Genomic DNA, 21,251 nt, shown 5'->3' with positions numbered 1-21,251 from the left:
AGATCGAAGTGCCTTGTTTCTATGGTTTTGACGAATGCGCAGTTTTTTATCTTTTTTAACCCTTGGAGTTTCTATTCAATTCGGTGATGAATTGAGTTAAATCATCCTCTTTTTCAAGTTTTAGTTTTTGCTTGATTCGATATTTGGCCATTCGGATACTTTTGGGATCGATATTGAGCTTATTTGCAATCTCTTTATTGGAAAGCCCCATCAGAATGTAGGAACAGTATTTTAAGTCCAACCTTGTGAGATTATTTTCGGATTTCTCCTGTAGTCTGGAAACAAATTCAGGTTGAACTTCCTCAATTTCAGTTTTTATTTCATCGTAACCTTGATCAATCTTGGCGTTTTGAGCAATCAATTTTTCCAATTGGGAAAATAAAGGGTCATTTTTCCCATGGGTAGAAAGCCTTTCTTTTAGCATATCTACCAATTTGTTTTTTTCTTCCACCTGAAGATTACCTGCAAGCAATTCTTTCTCCATCCTTCCAAATCTTTCCTGAAGAAGTTCGCTTTCGGCTTGAAGTCTTGCTCTTTCCTCTTCTTTATAATCTGCCCTTAGTTGGGCCGCATTTTTCTCGGTTTCTAAAATGACTTGTTTTTGGTGAGAAGATTTGAGTTTGAGTCTATAGGATCTGAAAAAGAAGAAGATCACCAAGGCACCAAGAATCATAATAAGAATGTAGATCATGTTAAGCGTCCTGTTGAAAGCTGCTTCTTTTTCTGCGGAATCCAAGGCCAATGCGTTTTTCTCAGATTGGTATTTGGCCTCCAGACTCTGAATGCTTTTTACTTTTTCATTATCAAATATTTCACGGTAAAACCCTTGCTGTTTTTTGAAATAAGTCAGCGCTTTTTCTGGATTATTTTCCTTTTCAGCCAAACCCGCTAAAGCATTGTAAATTCTGAAATTTAGAATTGGATTTTTTTTGGGGCTTTTTTCTACTTCCAAAAGGGCAGTATTAAGCATTTTTTCTGCTTCAGAATAATTTCCCTGTGAAGAAGGGATTTCGCTCATTATCCCATAGCCATTGACAATCACATCAGTGTATTCAATCTTCTTAGCGATTGAGATTGCTTTTTCTGCATAATAGATTACACTGTCTTGAAAATCTGATCTAAAAAACTCTAAGTAAATATTGGATAAATTTAGAGAAGCTGCGGCTTGAGTACTACTGATGGATGTCCCTTTGGATTGAGATTTAGCATAGGCAGTTTGGGTAAAAATAATCGCTGAATCCAGGTATTTTTTTGTTTCGCGATCAGCTCGATATCTATTTAAGTATGAATTCCCCATGATTAAATTGGCATTGGAAATTGCATCAATATCATTACTTTTTTGGGCTGTTTCTAAGCATAGTTTAGTGTAATAGAACTGCATTTTTGGATCTTTCCACTGACTATAAATAGATGAAAGATAATGGTAGATGTTGCTCTCAGTGTCATATTCTTCAAGACCGTCCAATAACTGAAGAGCCTGTAGCATCTCATCATAGGACTTTTCTATATCATTTTCCATAAAATGGAGCCAACCAGTTCTAAAAATGACCATTGCTTTGGTCTTTTTATCGGTTGTCCGAGAAGCATACCATGTTGCACTGTCCACGGATTGGTAGGCCAAAGAAATACTGTCCATTCGATAGTAGATATATCCATAGATGGAATGGATATTGGCTAAGTATTTTTTATCATTTTCCTTCCAGCTCAGTAAAAGTGCCTGTTGAGCATAATCCTTCGATTCTGTAAGCTTTCTTTCAGAGGAAAGGGTCTTGGCAATCTCCCCCAAAATTTCAATTTTTTGACCCTCTGAGATCGTATTGTCAGCCGTCAAATTTTTTAAAGAATCAATAAAGGCATTTTGTCCCCTTGACTCTGATAGAAATAAAAATGTACAAATAATAAAAGTGCTAAGGGTACAAAGTCTTAATCTCATAGAATAAAATTAGAGAAAGCTCAGTGAGATTCTAAGCAAAACAGAAATCTGTAGACGTTTTGTAGACGCTTATTGTGAATTAAGTAGACAATAAGTAGCTAAAAGGGCCTTGCAGGCCATTTTTTTGGGTTTTAATCTTGTAAAAGTAATTGAGAGAGAGAAAAGCCTGCATGTTGAGCTTAGCTAAAAGAGAGGTTAAATGGTAGAGAAAGGGTGTTAAGTAAGAAGCTCTGCGATTGATTTTTGAATTTTGTTCGGCTCAAACATGCAGATCTCTTTCAATAAGACTTTACCCCACAAGCCCATTACGAAGGTGTTTTCTGCTTTAAGATTTCCTCCTGAGTATCATGAAGAGTATTTATTTGACATTGATCCTGATTTTGGGGATCAATACTGTTTTTGCACAAACTACCCCAATTCCAGATTCAAATTTTGAGAATTTTTTAATAGCCCAAGGGATTGATTCCAATGGTGCCAATGGAATTATTCTGAATTCAGATGCCGCAGGAGTTACGACTTTGAATGTGACCAATGGAAGTATTGTGGATTTTTCAGGATTGGAAGCTTTTGTGGATTTAGAAAATTTTTCGTTTAGTGGGAATGAGGTAGTTACTACCTTGGACTTTTCAGGAAATCCATTATTAAGAGATTTGAATATAGATGGAGGAGGATACCCATTGGATAATTCAAGTTTATTGTCTCTGGATCTTTCAAATAATAATAATCTCGAATCTATACGTATCCTTCGTTTTGGTTCTTTAAACAGTCTGACCCTACCAAATACACCTGATCAAGTAATCTACATCAGTTTAAGGGATTTGTCTATTAATGATTTGGACTTGACTCATTTTGATAGTCTGGAGACTTTATTGTTAAGCGATCTAGTCGATGGGACGAACATCAATTCGCCTTCAGAGCAAAATAGTCTAAGGGTTGTCAATATTCAGGGTTTTGTTTTGGGGAATGTAGATCTTTCCAATTACCCAAATCTTGAAAGTGTTTACCTTTTTTTGATATATGTTCAAAATTTAACCTTGCCAAATTCTAGTACCTTAACTGATTTGACTGTTTCATGGCATCGCTTGCAACATTCCATAAATCTTTCAAATGTTCCTAATCTTGTCAATCTTGAAATTTCAACCAATCTAGGGGCTGTTCCATTGGTCATAGATCTTACCGGGAATATGGAATTGGTTAATGTAGATTTGTCAGATAATGATTTGAACTCTATTGATCTCACTCAAAATACACTTATAGAAGATTTAAGAATTGGATCAAATAATTTGACAAGTCTTGACTTGTCGCAGAATCCATCTTTGAGCTATTTGACGGCTTCTAGAAATCAGCTTCCGGGATTAGACGTTACCCAAAATCTAAACCTCGAGATGTTATCAATAGATAATAATTTATTTACTGGTACGGGATTGGATTTATCTCAAAACCCGGAACTGTTTTATATCAATTGCTCCAATAATCAAATTGAGTCCTTAGATATTTCTCATAATCTCAAATTGGATAGTTTTGATGGTCACCATAATTTATTTTCTGGAACGGATATTATGGATCAATTTTTCACCATCAAATCCAATAATGGAGGCTTGTATGCTTCTGACCGATTCGATATCAGTTTTAATAACCTGTCAGGAACGATCCCAGATTTCGCAAGTCTGGTCAACTCCAGTACAAATTATTTTAGGTTTCGCTTTAATGATAATAATTTCCATTTTGGTGATTTTGAGCTAGATCATGAAGATTATCTCTGGGCCATGTCCAATGATAATTTATTTGGAGGGTATCCTTTGCCTATAATGACGGAATATCTCTATGCACCGCAAGGAAAGGTGGAAGCAGTAGAAAATATCAGTCATGCAGTAGGAACCCTGGTAACCTTAACCACCACAGTTAGGGGTTCGCAAAATCACTATCAATGGTATAAGGATGGGGTTGCCATTCCTTCCGCTCCTGATAGCCCTGATTATGTTTTTTATGCATCTCCTTGTGATGGGGGAGTTTATCATTGCGTGGTCACCAGTGATTTGGTGCCTTTTGAAAATGGAGACCCTCCAGGAACCCAAGGAAAAAATCTGGAAATCGTACGGAATGATATTACGCTAAATGTAACAGGGTCTTATACCAAACAATGCGTTGATCTAACCGACCCCTTGCATAATGCATCAAATGTACCGATTACTTCCAATATTACTTGGGAAGTGGCTACCGGAGCATGTGGCTATAAAATTAGTTTAGGGACCAATGCTGCGGCAAACAACATACTTGCCAATGTGGATTTGGGCAATACAACCACCTATGATCCAACAACCGACTTAACCCCTAATACAACGTACTTTGTTAGGGTTATCCCTTATTATACCGATGGAGATCAAACAGGATGTGCGATTCAGCAATTTAGTACCGGTGCTGGTGGGGTTGCTCCTGGTTGTACTTCAGGATTTTTGCCTGCTGATGGAGATACTGATGTTCCTGTCGATTCTTCAATTCAATGGGATATTCTTTCTGATGCAATGGGTTACTATATCACTATTGGAACTAGTCCAGGCGGTAATGATATCTTGGATGCCTTGGATATCAATAGTCATGTATACGTTTATCCGGACGATTTTGAAGAAAATACCACCTACTATGTTACCGTTAATCCTTATAATTCTTGGGGAACAGCTTCATGTTCTGAGTTTAGCTTTACCACAGGAGTGATTCCTGTAGAGCCGGTTTGTACGACCATCACTTCCCCTGCCAACGGAGCTCCTAATGTGGCCTTGGACGCTTCCATCACTTGGACAGCCGTAGCAGATGCTGATGGATACTATGTGACCATCGGGACTACTTTTGGTGGAAATGAGCTTGTGGATGCTTTGGATGTAACAGGAACCAGCTATACGCATACATCAGATTTTGCGGAAAACACGACTTATTACGTTTCGGTTGTTCCTTACAATGCTGTAGGAGAAGCAACGGGATGTGCGGAGATTTCTTTTACTACAGAAACCCTGGCTACCGTTCCAAACTGTACGACCATCACTTCCCTTGGCAACGGAGCGACAGATGTTGCTTTGGACGCTGCCATTCAATGGACAGCAGCTGCAGAGGCGGACGGCTATCATCTCACCATCGGGACGACCTCGGGAGGAACAGAGTTGGTGGATACAGATGTGCCGGGAACGAGCTATTCGCATCCATCTGATTTTGCTGAAAACACCACTTATTACGTAATCGTAGTTCCTTTCAATTCAGTTGGGGACGCTTCTGGGTGTTCTGAAATATCCTTTACAACCGCAGCAGCGAATGTTCCTACTCCACCTAGCTGCACAAGCATTACTTCTCCTGGCAACGGAGCAACGGATGTGGCTTTGGATGCAGCTATTCAATGGACAGCAGCTTCTGAGGCGGACGACTATCATCTCACCATCGGTACGACTTCTGGAGGAACAGAGTTGGTGGATACAGATGTAACTGGAACGAGCTATACGCATTCTTCGGACTTTGCAGAAAACACCACTTATTACGTAACTGTAGTTCCTTTCAATGCAGTAGGAGATGCATCTGGATGTGCCGAGATATCGTTTACAACCGAAACATTACCAGTTGCACCTACCTGTACCCCAATCACATCTCCGGGAAATGGAGCAACCGATGTGGCTTTGGACGCTGCCAGTCAATGGACGGCAGCTGCAGGAGCAGTTGGCTATCATCTGACCATCGGGACGACCTCGGGAGGAACAGAGTTGGTGGATACAGATGTAACAGGAACGAGCTATACCCATCCTTCAGATTTTGCAGAAAACACCACTTATTACGTAAATGTGGTTCCATTCAATGCGGTTGGGAATGCCACGGGATGTTCCGACATATCGTTTACAACCGAAACATTACCAGTTGCACCTGCCTGTACCACAATCACATCTCCGGGAAATGGAGCAACCGATGTGGCTTTGGACGCTGCCATTCAATGGACGGCAGCTGCAGGAGCAGATGACTACCATCTGACCATCGGGACGACCTCGGGAGGAACAGAGTTGGTGGACACAGACGTAACAGGAACGAGCTATACCCATCCTTCAGATTTTGCGGAAAACACGACTTATTACGTTTCAGTTGTCCCTTACAATGTAGTTGGAGAAGCAACGGGATGTGCGGAAAGTTCCTTTACCACAGAAACCCTGGCTACAGTTCCAAGCTGTACCGCCATCACTTTCCCTGGAAATGGAGCTGCCGATGTGGCTTTGGACGCTTCCATTACTTGGACAGCTGTAGCAGATGCGGATGGATATTATCTGACAATCGGGACTACTTCTGGAGGCAATGAGCTTGTGGATGCTTTGGATATAACAGGTACCAGTTATTCGTATACATCGGATTTTGCGGAAAACACGACCTATTACGTTTCAGTTGTTCCATACAATGCTGTAGGAGAAGCAACGGGATGTGCGGAAAGTTCCTTTACCACAGAAACCCTGGCTACAGTTCCAAGCTGTACCACTATCACTTCCCCTGGCAACGGAGGGGCAGATGTTGCTTTGGACGCTGCCATTCAATGGATGGCAGCTGGAGGAGCAGATGGCTATCATCTGACCATCGGGACGTCTTCTGGAGGAACAGAGTTGGTGGACATAGATGTAACTGGAACGAGCTATACGCATCCTTCTGATTTTGCAGAAAACACCACTTACTTCGTGACTGTGGTTCCTTTCAATTCAGTTGGGGACGCTTCTGGGTGTTCGGAAATTTCATTTACCACAGCTGTTGCAAATACTCCGACACCACCAGCTTGTACCACGATCACATCACCCGGCGATGGAGCGACAGATGTTGCTTTGGATGCCGCTTTCCAATGGACAGCAGCTGCCGAGGCAGATGGCTATCATCTGACCATCGGAACGAACTCGGGAGGAACTGAATTCATAGATACAGATGTAACAGGAACCAGCTATACGAATCCTTCAGATTTTGTAGAAAACACCACTTATTTCGTGACTGTAGTTCCATTCAATGCTGTCGGGGATGCTTCTGGATGTGCCGAGATATCGTTTACTACCGAAACTCTTCCAGTTGCTCCAGCTTGTACCACGATCACATCACCCGGAAATGGGGCTACGGATATTGCTTTAGATGCTGCCATTCAATGGACGGCAGCTGCTGGAGCAGATGGCTATCATCTGACCATTGGGACGACTTCAGGAGGAACGGAACTACTCAATACCGATGTGACAGCAACGAGCTATACTCATCCTTCTGACTTTGCAGAAAACACCACTTATTACGTAACCGTGGTTCCATTCAATGCTGTAGGAGATGCTGCAGGTTGCGCTGAGGTTTCATTTACCACAGCTGTTGCAAATGCTCCTACACCACCTTCTTGTACGACTATCACTTCTCCAGGCAATGGAGCAACGGATATTGATTTGAACGCTACCATTCAATGGACAGCAGCTGCTGAGGCGGATGGCTATCATCTGACAATCGGGACTACTTCTGGAGGCAATGAGCTTGTGGATGCTATGGATGTAACAGGTACCAGTTATTCGTATACATCGGATTTTGCGGAAAACACGACCTATTACGTTTCAGTTGTTCCTTACAATGCTGTTGGGGATGCTTCTGGATGTGCCGAGATATCCTTTACTACCGAAACCTTTCCGGTTGTACCAGTCTGTACCACAGTAACTTCCCCAGGAAATGGGGCTACGGATGTGGCTTTGGACGCTGCCATTCAATGGACAGCAGCTTCAGGAGCAGATGGGTATCACCTAAGGATCGGAACGACTTCGGGAGGATCGCAACTTGTAAACACCGATGTTACGGGAACCAGCTATACGCATCCTTCAGATTTTGCAGAAAACACAACTTATTACGTGGCCGTGGTTCCATTCAATACTGTCGGAGATGCTGCAGGTTGCGCTGAGATTTCATTTACCACAGCTGTTGCAAATACTCCGACGCCTCCAGCTTGTACCACGATCACATCACCCGGCGATGGAGCGACGGATATTGCATTGGACGCTGCCATTCAATGGACGGCAGCTTCAGGAGCAAATGGCTACCATCTGACCATCGGGACGACTTCAGGAGGAACAGAGTTGGTGGATACAGATGTTACGGGAGCGAGCTATTCGCATCCTTATGACTTTGCAGAAAACACCACTTATTACGTAACTGTGGTTCCATTCAATGCTGTTGGGGATGCTTCTGGATGTACCGAGATTTCATTTACCACAGCTGTTGCAAATACTCCGACACCACCAACTTGTACGACTATCACTTCCCCTGGCAACGAAGCGACAGATATTGCTTTGAACGCAGCCATTCAATGGACGGCAGCTGGAGGAGCAGATGGCTATCATCTGACAATTGGGACGACTTCAGGAGGAACAGAGTTGGTGGATACAGACGTAGCGGGGACTAGCTATACACATTCTTCTGATTTTGCGGAAAACACCACTTATTACGTAACCGTAGTTCCATTCAATGCAGTTGGGGATGCTTTTGGATGTGCCGAGATATCGTTTACTACCGAAACTCTTCCAGTTCCACCTGAATGTGTCAGCATAACTTTTCCAACCAATCAAAGTCAAGGCGTTTCTACCAATACAAATGTGAATTGGGAAGCGTCTGACCTTGCTGATGGTTATTATTTATTTCTTTTTGACCTGACAAGCCAAAGTGTGCTGATCAACAACCAAATTGTATTCGGTAATGAATTTGATTTATCTGGATCGCTCGAATATGGTCATGAGTATGAATTGAATGTAATATCCTTCAATGGAGCGGGAGAAGCTTCGGACTGTGGAGGAATCACATTTAGTACTGAGGTTTTGGAATTTCATATGAATACCAAATATGGTATTTCTCCAAATGGAGATGGAATTAATGATGTCTGGGTAATAGAAGGGATAGAGAACTTTCCTCAAAACCATGTTTCAATTTTTAATAGATGGGGTGATCAGATATTTGAAACCCAGTCTTATGACAATCAAGAAAAAGTTTTTGACGGGGAGGCGAATAGACTTGGCTGGCTAGGGGCCAAAACTTTACCTGAAGGAACTTACTTCTTTGAAGTCGTGGTCAATTCCGGAGAAAAGAGAGAGAAGTTTAGAGGGTTTTTGGTGATAAAGAGATAGAAAAATGAGACGATTTGGAATTATTATTTGCCAACTCTTACTAGTCTTTCTGGTTCCAAAGTTGGGTTTTTCGCAGCAATCTCCACTTTTTTCGGAGTATAATTACGTGCCTTTTTATATAAACCCTGCATTTGCCGGATTGACCTATGGTCCAGAAATCTCCATCTCTAATCATGGGTTTATTAGAGCAATAGAAGGAAGCCCAAAGACCTATTCATTGGGTTTTAATGCTCCTTTGGAAATGCAAAACATTGGTGTTGGCGCAGTGATTCGTAGGGATAAAATTGGGGTGACCACTTCAACAAATGCCTATGCGGCTTTGTCTTATAAAATTAATTTTGGTGCGGGAAATAATAGATCCTACATGAGAACCCCTTATTGGCGGGCATATAATCAAAAAGTTTTCTCTTTTGGGATGACTGCGGGGTTTCAGCAATATGAGGAAAATCTATTGGAACTTGGTTTAGATGGAGATCCTGAATTTTCTGAAAATCTAAGAGCATCAAGCCCAACAATCGGGGTAGGCTTTCTATATAATACTGCTGATTTCTTTATTGGGCTTTCTTCTCCCAATCTCCTCAGCGGATTTGTGGCCAAGGATTCGAATATCAACTTATCTAACCCAATCTATGGATATATAGGGTACAAATATCTTTTTGGAAATTTTTCACCTATGATGTTGAAGCCTTCTCTTCTATTAAAATACGAAAATGGAGCACCCATGCAGTTGGATACCAATTTGTCTTTAAGTATTGCGGATAAATTTGAAATTGGTGCAGGATACAGAAGTACCTCATCAATAAATTTTATGGCAGGTGTCTATGCACTGAACCACCTCAGACTGATTTATCAGCATAATGCAGGCGTGAAAAACTCATTTCTGGGAAATAGTCACGGAGTTACTTTGACTTATTTTTTCAATGGAATAGAACAATAGGAGTTTCAAAACTCCTATTGAACTTAGGTACCTAAAGAAGGACTAGGTTGCTGTCTACTGATAGAACCTGGAATGTGTTGGTCTGACTTTAGGATAATAAAACCGGCCAGTGCACATGCAGCCATCCCTACTACCATTGGGAAGGCAGTTCCATCGTGGAAGAAACTGACGATTGCGGTAACCACTCCGCCCATTGCCATTCTCAAACTTCCCAAAAGTGCTGATGCACTTCCTGCATTCCTTGAGAAGGGCTCCATGGATAATGCTGCGGTGTTGGGGCTATTCAGACCATGAGCTGTCAAAAACAAGAACATCAATCCAACCAATGCATAGACATTGAATAGTTGAAAATAGGTTCCGATAACTAAAATCAATCCCGTAATTACTTGGTAGTGAAGGGAAAAATTGATGATTTGTTGGCTTTTATACTTTCTTAACAAGACGTGGTTCAGTTGGGTTGATCCAATCATAGCAAATGCCAAAAGACCAAAAATCCAACCGTATGTTTGTTCGCTTACTTGGTAGATATTCATAAAAACATCCGCTGAACTTGCGATATAGGCAAATGGTGCTGCTCCTGCCAATCCTCCAACAAGCATGTAAACCAAGAACTGACGATTTTGCATTACTTCCACGTAATTCCCCCATACTTTTTGAGGTCTTAGAGAAATCGCTCTGTCAGGTTCGGCTCCGTCAGGAAGAACATAAATTGCAGCTATCCAAATAATCACGGTCAGGATTGCCAAAATGATAAATACCCAGTGCCAGTTGTAAAAAGCAGTTACATAACCTCCCAAGGTCGGAGCGATCATAGGAGAGACCGCAATTACCAAGGTCAAAAGGGCCAAAACCTGAGCAGTTTTTTGAATAGGGAAGATATCCCTAACCATTGCTTGGGCACAAACCATCCCCACACATCCACCCAATGCTTGGAAAAGGCGCATGATGATCAAGTTTTCAACAGATTGAGAAAAAGCACAGCCTATCGAAGCAAGAACATAGATTCCCAAACCGATATAAAGTGGTTTTTTTCGGCCGTATTTGTCCAATAGTGGACCATAGAATAATTGACCTATAGCGATTCCAACAAGATATGCCGTTAGGGAAAGTTGGATCTGCGAAATTGGAGTGCCGAGGTCTCGGGACATTTCCGGAAAACCAGGCAGATACATGTCAATAGAAAAGGGGCTGATGGTACACAATGCTCCTAATACTAAGACAATCTTAAAGTACGTACGCTTGTTAAAAGTGCTTTCCAAAACTAAAATAGGCTTAAATTCTTACTCGTGTAATCCTCTGCCAACAGGAGAAATCATTTCAAAGTTCGTAAAAATCAGAAAAATAAATAATTAAGATTTCAATGAAACTGCTTGAAAATTAGCGTTTTGCGAAATGGGTTTCTTATTATATCGATTGCGCTGGCTTTAAAGCAAGATCCTTTGGCCAATTAAATTTTTGTCGAGGGGAAAAATTAAATAAAAAGAGCCATCCCAAATAAGACGGCTCTTTCATGAAGTTTAAAATTAGGTTGTTTTCTAGTTATCACCTTTATATTCATCCCAGCTCAGCTCCGCTTGAGGATGAGGGAACTGGGTGAAAATTGCCCCACCGTCATAGCTTGTTGGGATTTCATCCAATTTATCATACCTTCTTGCATCTATCCACCGATGTCCCCAAGGCTCCGCCCATAGGGAATACCGTCTTTGGTAAAGTATTTCATCGATCAAGGCCTCTGTGGTGGAAGCTCCGGTATAAGGACCGATTTCTGCTGCATTTCGGATAATATTGATTGCGGCTATTGCCTCATTTGTTTCTCCCAAATTGGCATGAGCTTCTGCCTTAAGCAAGATCAATTCCTCATTTCTGATGAAAGGAATAGACTCTGTATTGGAGCTCCATCTGCCATCTTGATGGGTTCCGACCAATGCCCCTGCGTCAGTAGTTACTGTCACTGGCGTTGAACGTTCGTAAAATTTGGTTTGAACTCTCAAATCACCATCCGTTGCATCATCCAAGACAGAGGGATGAACTACAACAATCGTGTTAATTGCGGCATCAGGGACATAATACAAAGGGTTAAACGTATCGGGAGCCGCCCCGTAGGGATGGGATGGGCCTGCATTTAAATCTCCATTAAGGTCTATAAATGACTCATCCAAAGCGGTTAATACTCCTTGCCAATCTTTTCTGTAGGCATTTAACCGGGCAGTAATAGCTCGGTTGACCATTTTCAGCCTGTCTATAGAATTAAAACCATCAAAGCCTCTGGTTAAAGTAAATGGGAAATCGCCTGACCCCGCTGAATTAAAATTTTGGTATCCTTCATCCAAAATTGATTTAATGGACTCCAGAGCCTGTTCATAGGAAACAAATGGACCTGGGTTTAAAGGATCCTTGACATCTGTTCTAATACCATTTTCATAAACAAAATTAGCTGGAATCATAAATTGATATCCCTGAATGGTTTTGGCAAAACCAGAAACAGCACTTTTAGACGATTCTGTGATATTGCTCGTGTTTTCCGATGCTGTTAAAAGTACATCTGCTTGTTTTATGGCCTGGTAGGGTGAAGCCCATGAACCCCCTCCAGTATTTCCAAATCCAAAATAGGACCTGTCCGGTACCCTTCCGTTTTGACCTAGCCAATCTGTTTGAAATCTAGGGTCGGATGCATTCAGGTACCATATTTCCCTGCCAAAGGTATTCCAAGACCTGGCTACACTAGTGACATAATCTCGGTGCCTAGATTCCAATCCCGTAATTAGAAACTGGATTTGTTCGCGGCTGGCATTCTCTGATACGGAACCTACAGAGGGATTGTTTGGGTCCTGGATTTCATCTAATTGAAGTGGATTGCAAGCTGATACCATCACTGCGAAAACCACAATTTTTCCAATATTTTTAATTTTCAAATTCATTTCACTGCTAGTTTAGAAGTCAATTGTTACGTGAAAAAATACCCTTCTCGGGGTAGGATAAGGTGCTATATCCACATTATTGGCTACTGCCTGTGATCCAAATGTGGAGGTCTCAGGATCGTATCCTTGGTAATCTGTAAAAAGAAAAGCATTGTTTACAGATCCACCGACCCGAAGGTTTTGCACTGAGTTGCCAAACCAATTGTTAATGGTTGCTTTTGGTACTGTGTAGAAAAGTCCGATCTCTCGAATTTTCACGAAAGAAGCATCCTGTACCCATCTACCGGCATTATTATAGGGTTCTGGTTCTCGCTGACGTCCATTAGGAATGCCATCCCCGTTATCATCATCAAACCATCCATTTGTAGTTCCTCCTCCGTCTGTCAGGAAAGAAGTCAGGTTGATGTTGTCTCCACCTTTTCTCCAATCCACTAGAAATGAAAACTCTAAACCTTTGAAGATATTGAATGAGTTGTAAAATGAGAGGTTAAAATCAGGTTGAGAATTTCCCCAAATCGTAAAGCCTCCGGGTATGTTTGGATCAGCAGGAGTTCCTACGATGGTAGTAGGAGAGTACCCCTCTGCATAAAGGAAAGTGCCTAACCCAGATCCAAACCCACCTGAAATGTAAGTAGGGATTCCCAGTTTGGTCATTTCAATTTTGTTTTTCCAAAAAAGAACTCTCGAAAACCATTTGAAATTAGAATTCTCAATCACATTTCCGGAAAGTCCTAGTTCAATGCCTTTGTTCTGAAGTTCTGCCTCATTACTAGGTGTGGTGGTTACTCCGGTAGAAGGTGAAAGGTTCAGGTTTTGGATATTATTTTGTGTGTTTTTAATGTAATAAGTGGCTTCAATACTAATTCTGTTATCAAAGAAACCTGCATCAATTCCAAACTCTAATTCTGTTGCTGTTTCAGGTCTTATGAGCGTGTTTCCAATTTGGGTAGAAACTACTGAGCCAAGCAATCCTCCGATATTGGTGCCACCTAGGGGAGTAAACGTGGCTCCGAAATTTACAGGACCGGCTGTTTCGCCATAAGCGATTCTTGGCTTTAACTGATTGATGACAGAACTGGACCAAAAATCGAAATTCCCTAAGTTTATGGCCATGGATGCTCTTGGAAAGGCATAATACTGATTTGCATCTCCGTTAAGAGTTGATTTGTCCCATCTAACACCCAAAGTTCCGATGATCTTATCCTCAAAATTTGCTTCTTGTTGTAGGAAGACTCCGGCCTCTTGGACCTTTTGAAGAAATTCTTGATTAATTTCTTGGATTGCTGCCTGTCTTAAATTCATTTGTCCAGGAACTAGTCCACGGCCCCTGTTGAATAGAGCATTGTCCTGAAAATCCAATCTAACCAGTCCTGCCTGGGAGTTCATGTTGACTTTTCCAAGATTCCAATTGTAAACTAATGCTGCCTGAAGGTTCGTATTAAAGCTTTCCTGCTTTCCTTTTAAAATGTCTCCAGGGTTGGCTTGTGCCCGCTGGTACTGAAGAAATTCAGGTAAGTAAACCAACGTACTGTTTTGAAGATAATCCAATCCTCCTGAGACCTGTGCCTTTAAGAAACTATTGGATGTTTTTAGAATATCTATATCCAAGGTGAAAGCCTGGATAAATCGATTGACGAGTGAGTTGTTTATCCCATGGTCTGTGACAGCAACAGGATTTTCTGAAAAATATGGGTTGGTTGGATAAGATCCATCTTCATTTCTTCTCAAATCAAAATAATTAGGAACATAGGCAATACTGTAACCAATACTTGCACCTGAATTATTTTGGTTCCCGGTAAAACCTCGATCAGTGTTCGATCTGATGTAATTGGAAGATACTCCAAGCTTAATCCCTTTCGTGATTTTCTGATCAATATTTGCTCTCACCGAATATCTTTTAAATCCAGTGTTTCGGATCGTGCCGTCTTCGTTTACAATGTTGCCGGACACAAAGAACTTGGTGTTCTCGTTTCCTCCGGAGATATTTATTCTTGTATTTAAGAGTGTCGCTTTATTGTTATAGAAGTAATCCTCATAATCAATAAAATTTCCACTTGTTCTTGCTGAATTATACCTTTCCAGCTCCAATGGTCTCCTTGCCTCTGGAAAAAAATAATTGATTTTATCTTCGTTCCAATCATCTACCCCTAAAAGTCTCAAAGGTTCTGCGAACCCAATATCCTGTGACAAGGAAACCGTTGTTCGGCCTTCAGCCCCACGTTTGGTTGTAATTATGATTACCCCTGCATTAGCTCGCGTTCCATAGATTGCTGCCGCAGACGGGCCCTTTAACACTTCAATTGATTCAATGTCTGCGGGGTTCAAATCTGCAAGTCTATTGGAACCATCATCTTGATTACTTCCTCCAGCGCCGGAAATTGTGGCTCTACCAGTTCGTTGACTTGCATTGGAAATATATACTCCGTCAACAATTATTAATGGCTGAGATGAACCGGTTAAGCTGGATATTCCTCTCAATTGAATTGATAATCCACCGCCTGGAGCTCCACCGTTTGATCGGATGGTGGCGCCTGCTACTTTCCCGTAAAGGGCACCATCCGTAGTTTGGATTGTGGTGGTCCCTGTTAGATCTTTAGAGGATACAGTTGAAACAGCATTGGCCAGGTTACTTCTTTTGACTGAAGAGGCCAAACCGGTTACAACAACCTCTTCCAGGTTAGTAGCATCTTGCTTTAACCGTACATTCACATTATTGGAATTTGGAGTGACTTGAATTTCTTGGCTCAAATAACCAATTGATGAAAAAACCAAAGTTGTTTCATTTCCGGAATCAATTAGGATACTGAAATTTCCATCTATGTCGGAAATAGTTCCTGTTACTGACCCCTTTACCAAAATGTTTACACCGATCATGGGTTCTCCTGTTCGGTCATCCAATACAGATCCTGAGACAGTGTATTGGGCCATAGCCCAGCCAACATTTCCCCAGAGGAAAAAAAGTGTCAATAAAAATTTGTTGATTTTTCTCATTGAGTTTAAAGTTTAGTTTCCTAGAATTTCAATAAAAAAAACCAATATTTTCCCTGAATAAGTTTTAATGAGTTAAAAACATTATAAAAGGGTGTAAAACCTGATGTTTTGTAATTTTTTCTTCTTTTATTATAAGTATAACAATAAAAAAAGAGGGGATAGCCCCTCTTTTAAGAAATTTTTATCTTTTGATTATTTAATCATCGGAAGGACGATTCTACTCGGATGAATCCCTCCATGATGAATGGAATTCGTTGCGATTACTCCTTCTGATTCATCGTAATTGTTTCCTCCGGTATTCAAGTTTCTATCGAATCTTGGGAAGTTGGAAGATGTGATTTCTATTCGAATTTGATGACCTTTTTCAAAGTAATTGGAAGTACTCATTGGAGTCATTTTTACTTCATATACTTTTCCGTCTTCCATAAATACCTCCTTGTCATATCCTTCTCTGTATCTCACCCTTTGGATAGTCTCATCCAAATTATAAGCTTTTCCATCAGGATAAACATCAATGAGTTTGATCGTCACATCTGTGTCTTTGGCATCTGAAGAAAAGTAAAGGTAGCTTTCAATGAAACCAGAGATTTCAACTCCTTCCTCCAATGGCTCTGAAGTATAGACCAAAATATCATCTCTCAATTCCATTTCAGATTGGTCAAAAGATCCACCTTGTACGGCGTTCCCAGTACAGCAAACGTTGCCCCCATAAGAATTGACAGGGTTCATTGGATCATATTTGAAGGTGTCCTGATTCTGCTTTTTTGGAAGTTTACCAATCAATTTACCATCTCCATTTCTAGTGTTTGCTTTGCCATCTGAATCCAAGAAGAAGCTGGTCATTTTAGCATTTGCTGGTGGCCAAACGTCTGAAGTCTGCCATTCATTGGTTCCCATTGTATAATAGGTCACTTTTGGCATTTTGGAGATTTTTCCCTTGTCTTCGCTTTTTAGCCAAAGATCAAACCATGCAGTGATGATATCGTCGTAGTCAAATCTTGCATCACCCACACTTCTTTCACCTACAATCGTATTTTCGGTAGCTCTGGTATAGGAACAGTGAAGAACGGGAGCAATGATCAGGTATTGATTGTCACGAGCGGATTGAGAAAGAGCATTTTCTCTGACGTGATTGTAAAGGGCCAAATTTGGACTGGTAGATACATCATACCAAGAAACGAACCAAAAACTCGGCTTATCAAAAGGCATGTCATCATGATACAATCCGCCCTGATACCATCTGGCATCATTCGGTTTTCTGGTGATCATTTCCTCATAAATTCCTTGTGGGCCATTGACATTTTTGATAATGTCCTGAAGAGGAAGGTGAGAAAGTCCTTCTTTCCAGTCCACACGTGGATATTCCGGAGCCATGTCATAGAATCTTTGCAGCCTCAAAAGATCCTCTTGAGCAATTCCCTTAGGTAATTTTGGGGCCAATGGATCATGTTGGGTTCCATAAAGCCAAGCTGTGAAAAGCATCTGTCCGGCACCGCCGCGATACCAGTTCCCTTGCTCATAAAATTCTCCGATTCTACCTACGCCTGCACCAAATCCCTGAGGAACCATTGCGGCATGAGCTGGATGGTTTAGAGACGCTGCTGCCATCTGCCATTCTGCAGTGGAAGAACAGCCCAAAGTTCCGATTTTACCGTTACTCCAGGCTTGCTTAGACATCCAGTCAAAAGCGTCGTAGCTATCTGTCAACGGAGTTCCTAAAATATCCCATTCCCCTTCAGAAAAGAATCTTCCTCGTTCATTTTGAACAACGTATGCATATCCTTTCTTTACCCAGTCTAAGGCTGTTTGAAGTGTTCTTGTTCTCAATTCTCCATCTCCATAGGTATTGAAGTTATAGGGAGTTCTGGAAAATACGATTGGAACTTTTGCATCACCTTTTGGTCTGTAGATATCCGTGGCTAATCGGTTTCCATCCCGCATAGGCATCATGACTTTCTGGTCGACAATAGCGACTTCCTCCAGCTGGTCAAGGAGAGATTTTTCCTGAGCCAATACCTGAAATGAAATCAGGATTAGGAGTGAGAGAAAAAGAAACTTTGAAAAGTTTTTTATCATAATATTCGAGTTTAGAATCGGAAATTAATGACAAAGAAGGGGATTTCCACAGTTTATTTGTTTGCGGAGAATTTTATCTTTTAAAGGCAATTTCCTTCAAAATCAGAGAGAAAAGTTCTATTACTTGGGAATAAAGTGTATTTGTTTGATAATCCTTTTTTGGATGAATGGGCGAATTCCTTTTGAATTCATCACTAAAGAGTACCTTTGCAGTTGAATAAATTTTACCATGAGTGAAAGCAATATGAGTCCTATGGAAACATGGGTTGAGGTATCGAAAAATTCAGATTTTACCATCTACAATCTACCATTTGGTGTCTTTAAGAACAAAAGACTTACTCCCAGAATCGGAGTGGCAATCGGAGATAAAATTGTTGACTTGAGTGTCTTGGATCAAGAGGGTTTCTTTTCGGATATGTTTTTGCCGGAAGGGATTTTTCTTCACGATTGTTTGAATGATCTAATCGACTTGGGTAAAACGCAGACCAAAAAGATTCGTGAGAGGGTGCAGGAGCTTTTACTCGCTGATAATGAAAAGCTAAGAGATCATTCTATCAGAGGAAAAGTAATGGTAAATAGGAGAGAAGCTGAAATGCTTCTTCCTGTGAAAATCGGAGATTACACGGATTTTTACAGTTCTATGGAGCATGCTACGAACGTTGGTAAGATGTTTCGAGATCCGGAAAATGCACTTTTGCCAAACTGGAAACATCTACCAGTAGGATATCACGGTAGAGCCTCTTCTATTATTCCTTCTGGAGTCCCGATTTACCGACCAAAAGGACAATTCAAAGATCCCGATATGGAAACTCCAGGATTTGGACCTTCAAAAAGATTGGATTTTGAATTGGAATTGGCCTTTATCACTGGTAAATCAACCAAATTGGGAGACTCGATTTCAACGGAGGATGCAGAAGATTATATTTTTGGGTTTGTATTGTTCAATGATTGGTCTGCCCGAGATATTCAAGCATGGGAATATGTTCCTTTGGGACCATTCCTTGGAAAGAACTTTGCCTCTTCAATTTCTCCTTGGGTTGTTACTTTGGAGGCCTTGGATCAATTCCGAATGGAAGGTCCTGTTCAGGATCCAGAGGTGTTGCCTTATTTGAAATGTGAAACTCCCCATAGCTTTGATATCAAACTTGAAGCTTACATTCAGCCGGAGGATGTCAAGCAAGCTACTAAGGTTAGTGCTTCCAATTTCAAATACATGTATTGGAATATTGCCCAGCAATTGGCTCACCACACTGTCAATGGCTGTAATATCAATGTTGGAGATATGTTGGCTTCAGGTACAATTTCTGGCCCAACTGAAGATTCTTTCGGTTCCATGCTGGAGTTGAGCTGGAAGGGGACAAAGCCTGTAAGGTTGGATAGTGGAGAGGAAAGGAAATTTATTGAAGATGGAGATACGGTAATCCTAAAAGGCTTTTCTGAAAAAGATGGAATCAGAGTTGGGTTTGGGGAAGTCAAAGCTAAAGTGTTGCCTGCTAAATAATTATTGAAATAATTCAATTCCAAGCCCCGAAATTGTAATGTTCGGGGCTTTTTTTGTTTCTCTTTTTATTTGCTGAATTTAATCTGTAAATTAATGATCGTATTGATTTACAGGATGTTGTGATTTGAATAACTCCTGATTTTCTTAGGTTCTCTATCACACTTTATAGAGATTTTATTAGCGTTGCTCTTTTCAGAGCCATTTTTATTCTTTTTTCAAAATAACCCAATTTCGTCATGGCAAAACTCAGGAATTTGTCCATAACCACTCCTTTGCTATTTGCTTTTCCTTTGAAAAGTGAATGGGCTACCACACCAATTGATCCTGCAGCTCCAGTCAATTCTGGAGCATGGGAGAATGCAGGAAAGCTTAAATTTTCGAGAGGCTATATTTTAGCTAAAAATGATGCAAAGTTTTTATACTTGGCATTGGATGTCCTAGAAGATACTGGGAATGACCCAAGTACCAACGATTACTTTTGGTTGAGTTTTGATTCCAATAGGGACAGGGCAATTACTGCCAATGTTGATATTAATTATGGTCTTTATCCCGGTAATCCCAACAAACTCGGGCTTCAGAAATATCTGGGTCCAGCGAGATGGACAGGATTATCCATTCCTCCATTGTCTGAGGTGGTACAGGAGTTTGGCCCCAGTCCTAATTCTGATACCAGTCATAGAATCTGGAAGTTTAAAATAGAATTGAAGGAAATCAATGTTGCCATTTCCTGGCCATTGAGTACTCCTTATACCTATTTTGGTTTTCGGGTAAAATCAAGTAGCCCGGGTTTCACTACTGATTTTCCCGGAAGTTTTTATAAGGATTTCACCAAGCTGAGACAATTGATTTTGTCCAGAAAACCAAGCATTCCAAGTTCTACATTAGGTCCCTTGGTAGGAAGTGTTGGTTTGATTCCTACTACAAAAATTAATTCAAGTACAGGAAGAGCGACTACTGATGCGGGGTATTATGTTCATGTTGAAAACGCAGCTTTTGGAGGTACATTGAACCTGATTGGGAATAGAACAAAGCTTCAGCAACTTTGGGCGGCAGGGAACCGAAAATATAAAGTTGAAATTGCTGCACCGGGAGGTTCGTTTACGAAGTTGATTTCCAATTGGTCTAATTACAGATGGACAGGTAGTACCTATGCTTTGGAATCTTTTGCTGCATCCTATTACGGCTATTACCAAATGGCAAATCCAGGTGTTGATTATTCAATAGATGATTTATTGATCCAGTTTCCAACCACTGCCTTGTTACCTGGGTTGTATCGGATCAAGGTAACCTTCTTTGTGGGAAGTAGTACATCAAACGTGGCGGCTACTCAAGAATTGAGATTATATATTGATAATCAAGTACCATCAGCAATTATTGAAAGTGTAAGGCATGGAAGCAGTGAAGTTTCTGCTTGTGCCATTGAAACAATAGGACCTTCGCCTGATGGCGTTAATTTTAGAATTACAGCACATGATCCTGAAGGGAATCTGCGAGCGGTGAGTTTCCGGGCAACCTATGGAGCAGGCTTGGCAACATCTATTTATAGCGAAAACTATTCTCCTTCAAGTGGGAATTGGCAGGGTTTTACCAATAAACTGATTCCAGCTTCTGGAAATTGGAGGCCACCACAATCTTGTGCTTATAGTTTTGTATTAACAGCTTGGGCCAGAACTACGAATGGATACAGTTACATCGGGCACAATTCCACTCATCGAAATCTAACTTTATTATTAAGTTGATATCGCCCCGAGTGACAAGCCCT

General features: G+C 41.0%; 9 protein-coding genes. 4 read left to right on the top strand and 5 right to left on the bottom strand.

What is annotated here, in order from left to right; all coding sequences use genetic code 11:
* Nucleotides 1–55 precede the first annotated feature (55 nt).
* Nucleotides 56–1,933, bottom strand: a complete 1,878-nt coding sequence (locus O0V13_RS17970) for a helix-turn-helix transcriptional regulator (protein WP_268036372.1) — start codon at nucleotides 1,931–1,933, stop codon at nucleotides 56–58.
* Nucleotides 1,934–2,280: 347 nt separating this feature from the next.
* On the opposite strand from O0V13_RS17970, the gene O0V13_RS17965 reads away from it, so the two are divergent.
* Both O0V13_RS17965 and O0V13_RS17960 read left to right on the top strand, forming a co-directional pair.
* Complete coding sequence (locus O0V13_RS17965; protein ID WP_268036371.1) at nucleotides 2,281–9,066, top strand: gliding motility-associated C-terminal domain-containing protein; 6,786 nt, start codon at nucleotides 2,281–2,283, stop codon at nucleotides 9,064–9,066.
* Nucleotides 9,067–9,070: 4 nt separating this feature from the next.
* Nucleotides 9,071–10,003 carry a PorP/SprF family type IX secretion system membrane protein gene (locus O0V13_RS17960; RefSeq protein ID WP_268036370.1) on the top strand — a complete coding sequence of 311 codons (933 nt, stop codon included), beginning with the start codon at nucleotides 9,071–9,073 and terminating at the stop codon, nucleotides 10,001–10,003.
* A 23-nt stretch (nucleotides 10,004–10,026) separates the two neighbouring features.
* Here O0V13_RS17960 and O0V13_RS17955 read toward each other — a convergent pair whose 3' ends face one another.
* The 4 genes from O0V13_RS17955 to O0V13_RS17940 all read right to left on the bottom strand — a co-directional run bounded on the left by O0V13_RS17955 (nucleotide 10,027) and on the right by O0V13_RS17940 (nucleotide 17,988).
* Nucleotides 10,027–11,271 carry a Bcr/CflA family multidrug efflux MFS transporter gene (locus O0V13_RS17955; RefSeq protein ID WP_442780933.1) on the bottom strand — a complete coding sequence of 415 codons (1,245 nt, stop codon included), beginning with the start codon at nucleotides 11,269–11,271 and terminating at the stop codon, nucleotides 10,027–10,029.
* A 267-nt stretch (nucleotides 11,272–11,538) separates the two neighbouring features.
* Nucleotides 11,539–12,921 carry a RagB/SusD family nutrient uptake outer membrane protein gene (locus O0V13_RS17950; protein ID WP_268036368.1) on the bottom strand — a complete coding sequence of 461 codons (1,383 nt, stop codon included), beginning with the start codon at nucleotides 12,919–12,921 and terminating at the stop codon, nucleotides 11,539–11,541.
* A 12-nt stretch (nucleotides 12,922–12,933) separates the two neighbouring features.
* Nucleotides 12,934–15,912, bottom strand: coding sequence for a SusC/RagA family TonB-linked outer membrane protein (locus tag O0V13_RS17945; RefSeq protein ID WP_268036367.1), 2,979 nt, complete (start codon nucleotides 15,910–15,912; stop codon nucleotides 12,934–12,936).
* Between the two features lie 192 nt (nucleotides 15,913–16,104).
* The gene (locus O0V13_RS17940; RefSeq protein ID WP_268036366.1) at nucleotides 16,105–17,988 is read right to left on the bottom strand and encodes a CocE/NonD family hydrolase; all 1,884 of its coding nucleotides are present in this window, start codon (nucleotides 17,986–17,988) and stop codon (nucleotides 16,105–16,107) included.
* 229 nt (nucleotides 17,989–18,217) lie between these two features.
* Here O0V13_RS17940 and fahA point away from each other — a divergent pair, with 229 nt between their 5' ends.
* Both fahA and O0V13_RS17930 read left to right on the top strand, forming a co-directional pair.
* A complete protein-coding gene (fahA, locus tag O0V13_RS17935; protein WP_268036365.1) occupies nucleotides 18,218–19,489 on the top strand; it encodes a fumarylacetoacetase in 1,272 nt (423 codons plus the stop codon).
* A gap of 236 nt (nucleotides 19,490–19,725) precedes the next feature.
* Nucleotides 19,726–21,228 carry a hypothetical protein gene (locus tag O0V13_RS17930; RefSeq protein ID WP_268036364.1) on the top strand — a complete coding sequence of 501 codons (1,503 nt, stop codon included), beginning with the start codon at nucleotides 19,726–19,728 and terminating at the stop codon, nucleotides 21,226–21,228.
* Nucleotides 21,229–21,251: the final 23 nt, after the last annotated feature.

The organism is Algoriphagus sp. PAP.12, from assembly GCF_026652115.1.
Classification (GTDB): Bacteria; Bacteroidota; Bacteroidia; order Cytophagales; family Cyclobacteriaceae; genus Algoriphagus.
Note: the sequence above shows the minus strand (reverse complement) of the source record. Positions and strands in the feature narration are given on the sequence as shown.

Coding starts and splice junctions, on each gene's coding strand:
- O0V13_RS17970 (WP_268036372.1), bottom strand. CDS start 1,933: ATGAGATTAAGACTTTGTACCCTTAGCACTTTTATTATTTGTACATTT.
- O0V13_RS17965 (WP_268036371.1), top strand. CDS start 2,281: ATGAAGAGTATTTATTTGACATTGATCCTGATTTTGGGGATCAATACT.
- O0V13_RS17960 (WP_268036370.1), top strand. CDS start 9,071: ATGAGACGATTTGGAATTATTATTTGCCAACTCTTACTAGTCTTTCTG.
- O0V13_RS17950 (WP_268036368.1), bottom strand. CDS start 12,921: ATGAATTTGAAAATTAAAAATATTGGAAAAATTGTGGTTTTCGCAGTG.
- O0V13_RS17945 (WP_268036367.1), bottom strand. CDS start 15,912: ATGAGAAAAATCAACAAATTTTTATTGACACTTTTTTTCCTCTGGGGA.
- O0V13_RS17940 (WP_268036366.1), bottom strand. CDS start 17,988: ATGATAAAAAACTTTTCAAAGTTTCTTTTTCTCTCACTCCTAATCCTG.
- fahA (WP_268036365.1), top strand. CDS start 18,218: ATGAGTGAAAGCAATATGAGTCCTATGGAAACATGGGTTGAGGTATCG.
- O0V13_RS17930 (WP_268036364.1), top strand. CDS start 19,726: ATGGCAAAACTCAGGAATTTGTCCATAACCACTCCTTTGCTATTTGCT.